The sequence below is a fragment of the Hamadaea sp. NPDC051192 genome (genome assembly GCF_040682475.1).
GTDB classification, from domain to species: Bacteria; Actinomycetota; Actinomycetes; order Mycobacteriales; family Micromonosporaceae; genus Hamadaea; species Hamadaea flava.
On the sequence record NZ_JBFBAZ010000273.1, the window covers coordinates 1 to 3,571 of the forward strand.

Genomic DNA, 3,571 nt, shown 5'->3' on the forward strand with positions numbered 1-3,571 from the left:
CCCTTCGCCCTGCCCGTACGCGACCTGGCCCCGGGCGTACAAGACTGGGTGTCGTCCGCGCGTGTCCACGGCGACCACTACAGCGGGCCACACCCAGTACCAGTACGGACGCAGAGCGGCGATGCCCTGGTAGTAGCGCACGCGGACGGCGGCGTACCCGTCGAACCACCAGAACCCGGCGGCGGCGAACGCGGCGACCGGGAGCACCGCGCCGGCCGACGCCCACAGCAGCGGTCGCCAGCGCCGGGCGGCGACGGCGACCGCCACGGCGAGGAAGGCCATCAGGACCAGCCCGTACGACAGGAACACCGCGTATCCGAAGAGCACTCCGGCCAGCAGCGCCCCGACCGCACGGCCGGTGGCCAGCAGGGCGATCGCGACCGACGTGACCCCGAGGAACAGGCCGTCGGCGGAGACGCCGACCCAGACCGCGCCGGGGAACAGGATGACGAACGGCACGGCGGCGCGGGCGACCTCGGGGGAGCCCAGCGAGCGGAGCGTGGCCGGGACGGCCACCGCAGCCAGCGATCCGACCGCGACGCACGCCAACGCCGCCGGTACGCCGCCTGCCAGCCCGATCCGGTCGAGCCCGGCGAAGACCAGCAATGCCCCGGGCGGATGCCCGGCCGCCTGCGTGTTCCACGAATCGGGCTGGAAGTCGAGGACGCGGTCGGCGTACTCGCGGATCATCGAGGGGATGTCCCCGGCGTGGGGGAGCGCGGCGAGGTATTCCGCGTCGACGGTCAGCCGAGTGGCGACCCCGTCGTGCCAGCCGTCGACCAGCGCGAGGCTCAGCGTCCAGCCGAATGCGGCGGCGTAGGACGCCGCCATGAGGCGACCCCACGGCCAGGATGTGGGCAGCGCGAAGATCACCAGCGCTGCGATCGCGACCGCGGGGACGGTTCCGGGGCCGGCATGGGGGTGCCAGAGGGCGTACAGGGGAGCGGTGGCGGCCTGGACGTCGACGTGCTGTCCGACGAGGACCGCCGCCACGACCAGCGCGATCGTGCCGGCCAGGACGAGGAGCTCAGGCCGCCGCAAACTCCGCCATCCCCGCCTCGAACGGGACGGCCGCGGTGAAGCCGAGTTCAGCGCCCGCGCGGGCGGGTGAGGCGACGATGTGCCGGACGTCGCCCGCCCGGAACTGCCCGGTGACGACCGGATCCGGCCCGGCCATCACGCCGGCCAACGCGACGGCCAGATCGCCGACCGTCCGGGGCGCGCCCGAGGCGATGTTGAAGGCCCGGAACGGCGCGGTCTCCGGATCATCCACCCAGGACAGTGCGGCCAGATTGGCGGCGGCGACATCGCGTACGTGGACGAAGTCGCGGCGCTGGCCGCCGTCCTCGAACACCTGTGGCGCACGCCCTGCGGCGAGCGCCGACCGGAACAACGCGGCGACTCCGGCGTACGGGGTGTCTCGGGGCATTCCCGGACCGTAGACGTTGTGGTAGCGCAGGGCGGCGCACCGGCTGCCCGACGCGTGCGCCCAGGCCGCCGCGAGGTGCTCCTGAGCCAGCTTCGTGGCCGCGTACACGCTGCGGGGGTCGAGCGCCGCGTCCTCGTCGATCACCTCCGGCGTCACGCCCGCGCCGCACTGCGGGCAGGTGGGCTCGAACCGGCCCGCGCTCAGATCCTGCTCGTGGCGCACTCCAGCCCGCACCGGGCCATGCTCCAGGCACGTGTACGCCCCATCGCCGTAGACCACCATGGAGGAGGCCAGCACCAACCGGCGTACGCCGTGCCGGGCCATAGCCGCCAGCAGCACGGCGGTGCCCAGGTCGTTGCAGCCCGCGTACTCGGGCAGGTCCTGCAGGTCGACGCCGAGGCCGACCATGGCCGCCTGATGGACGACGGCGTCGACGCCGGACACCGCTCGATCCACGGCGGCGGGGTCGCGGAGGTCGGCTCCGCCGGGCAGCGCCCGGTCGAAGATGCGGACGTCGTGTCCGGACGCGGTCAGCAGATCGACGACGGAACGGCCGATGAACCCGGCCCCGCCGGTCACGAGAACCTTCACGCCTCTGACGTTAAGGGCCGCGGAGCGCTGCGCCGGGGAGGTGTCACGGGTTCGTAAGGATTTCGCCGGAGTCGTTAAGAATATGCGGGGTAATTCGACGGTACGTTCCCCTCATGGTCGACATTATATTGCCGTGCCTCAATGAATCTGCCGCGTTGCCGCTGGTGCTGACCGGTCTGCCGACCGGCTACCGGGCCATCGTGGCGGACAACGGATCGACCGACGACTCGGTCGCGGTGGCCCGCGCGTTCGACGCCGAGGTCGTCCATGTGCCGCAGCGCGGGTTCGGCGCGGCCGTCCACGCCGGACTCGAAGCGGCCACCGCCGACGTGGTCTGCATAGTGGACGCCGACGGCTCGTTCGACCTGCGCGACCTCCCACGGGTCGTCGAACCGGTCGTCGCCGGGCAGGCCGACCTGATGCTCGGCCGGCGTACGCCCGGCCCCGGCGCCTGGCCGTGGCACGCCCAGCAGGCCAACCGGCTACTCGCCTGGTGGCTGCGCGGCGAACTGGACGTCGACATCCACGATCTCGGTCCGATGCGGGCCGCCCGCCGAACGGAGTTGCTGGGACTCGGTCTGCGGGACCGGCGGTTCGGCTATCCACTGGAGATGATCGTCGCCGCCGCCCGGGCCGGCTGGCGCATCGCCGAGGTGCCCGTCGCGTACGCCCCGCGCGCCGAGGGCACGAAGTCGAAGGTGACCGGTACCGTGCTCGGCACCGCCCGCACTGTCCGGGACATGACCAAGGTGCTGGCCGGATGAGGACGCAGGTGCTCGTGCTGGCCAAGGAACCCGTGCCGGGCCGGGTGAAGACCCGCCTCTGCCCGCCGTGCACGCCCGACCAGGCGGCGGCGTTGGCGTACGCGGCGATCGAGGACACGCTCGACGCCGTCGACGGCAGCTCGGCACGCTGGCGGACGCTGGTCGCCGACGGTGCCCTGCGGCCGCGCACGAAGTGGCGTCTCGTCCCGCAGAGCACCGGTGACCTCGACGTACGCCTAGCGCACGCGTTCTCGCGTACCGCCGAGCCCGGAACGGCGACGCTGTTGATCGGCATGGACACGCCGCAGGCGACGCCGGCCCTGCTGGACGAGGCGGCGAAGGCGGCCGAGGTCGCGGACGCCGCGCTCGGGCTGGCCGAGGACGGCGGCTGGTGGGCGTTGACCCTGCGCGATCCGGCCCACGCCGACCTGCTGCGGGGCATCCCGACCTCCCGGCCGGACACCGGCGAGCGGACGCTGCGACGGTTGCGGGCCACCGGGCTGAGCGTCGTCGACCTGCCCGTGCTGCGCGACGTCGACACCGCCGCCGACGCCATGGAGGTCGCCCGGCAGTGTCCGGACGGCCGCTTCGCCGCCGCCGTAGCGAAGTGTCTCGGATGATCACCGCCCTCGCCCTCTACGGTGGAGCGCTGCGGCGCGACACCCGGTTGCATGTGCTCGACCTGGCCGGGCGTTCGCTGCGCCACCTCGACACCGGCGCGTGGCACCGGCTGCGGCCCGGCGACCGCGGCGTTCTCGACCGGTGCGGCGGGCCGACGCTGGACGTC

The 3,571-nt window shown here is 73.4% G+C and carries 4 protein-coding genes; 2 read left to right on the plus strand and 2 right to left on the minus strand.

Translation table 11 applies throughout. From position 1 onward, the window contains the following. Together AB0M47_RS42395 and AB0M47_RS42400 are read right to left on the minus strand one after the other, a co-directional pair. The coding region (locus AB0M47_RS42395) for a hypothetical protein (protein ID WP_363424622.1) at positions 1 to 1,041 on the minus strand (1,041 nt) is incomplete at its 3' end. Then, a complete protein-coding gene (locus AB0M47_RS42400; protein ID WP_363424624.1) occupies positions 1,028 to 2,020 on the minus strand; it encodes an NAD-dependent epimerase/dehydratase family protein in 993 nt (330 codons plus the stop codon). The genes AB0M47_RS42400 and AB0M47_RS42395, both read right to left, overlap by 14 nt. 113 nt (positions 2,021 to 2,133) lie before the next feature. On the opposite strand from AB0M47_RS42400, the gene AB0M47_RS42405 reads away from it, so the two are divergent. Then, positions 2,134 to 2,784: a glycosyltransferase family 2 protein gene (locus AB0M47_RS42405; RefSeq protein ID WP_363424627.1), complete on the plus strand. Its 651-nt coding sequence runs from the start codon at positions 2,134 to 2,136 to the stop codon at positions 2,782 to 2,784. Next, a complete protein-coding gene (locus AB0M47_RS42410) occupies positions 2,781 to 3,404 on the plus strand; it encodes a DUF2064 domain-containing protein (RefSeq protein WP_363424630.1) in 624 nt (207 codons plus the stop codon). The genes AB0M47_RS42405 and AB0M47_RS42410 overlap by 4 nt, the downstream gene beginning before the upstream one ends. The last annotated feature ends 167 nt before the right edge of the window (positions 3,405 to 3,571 follow it).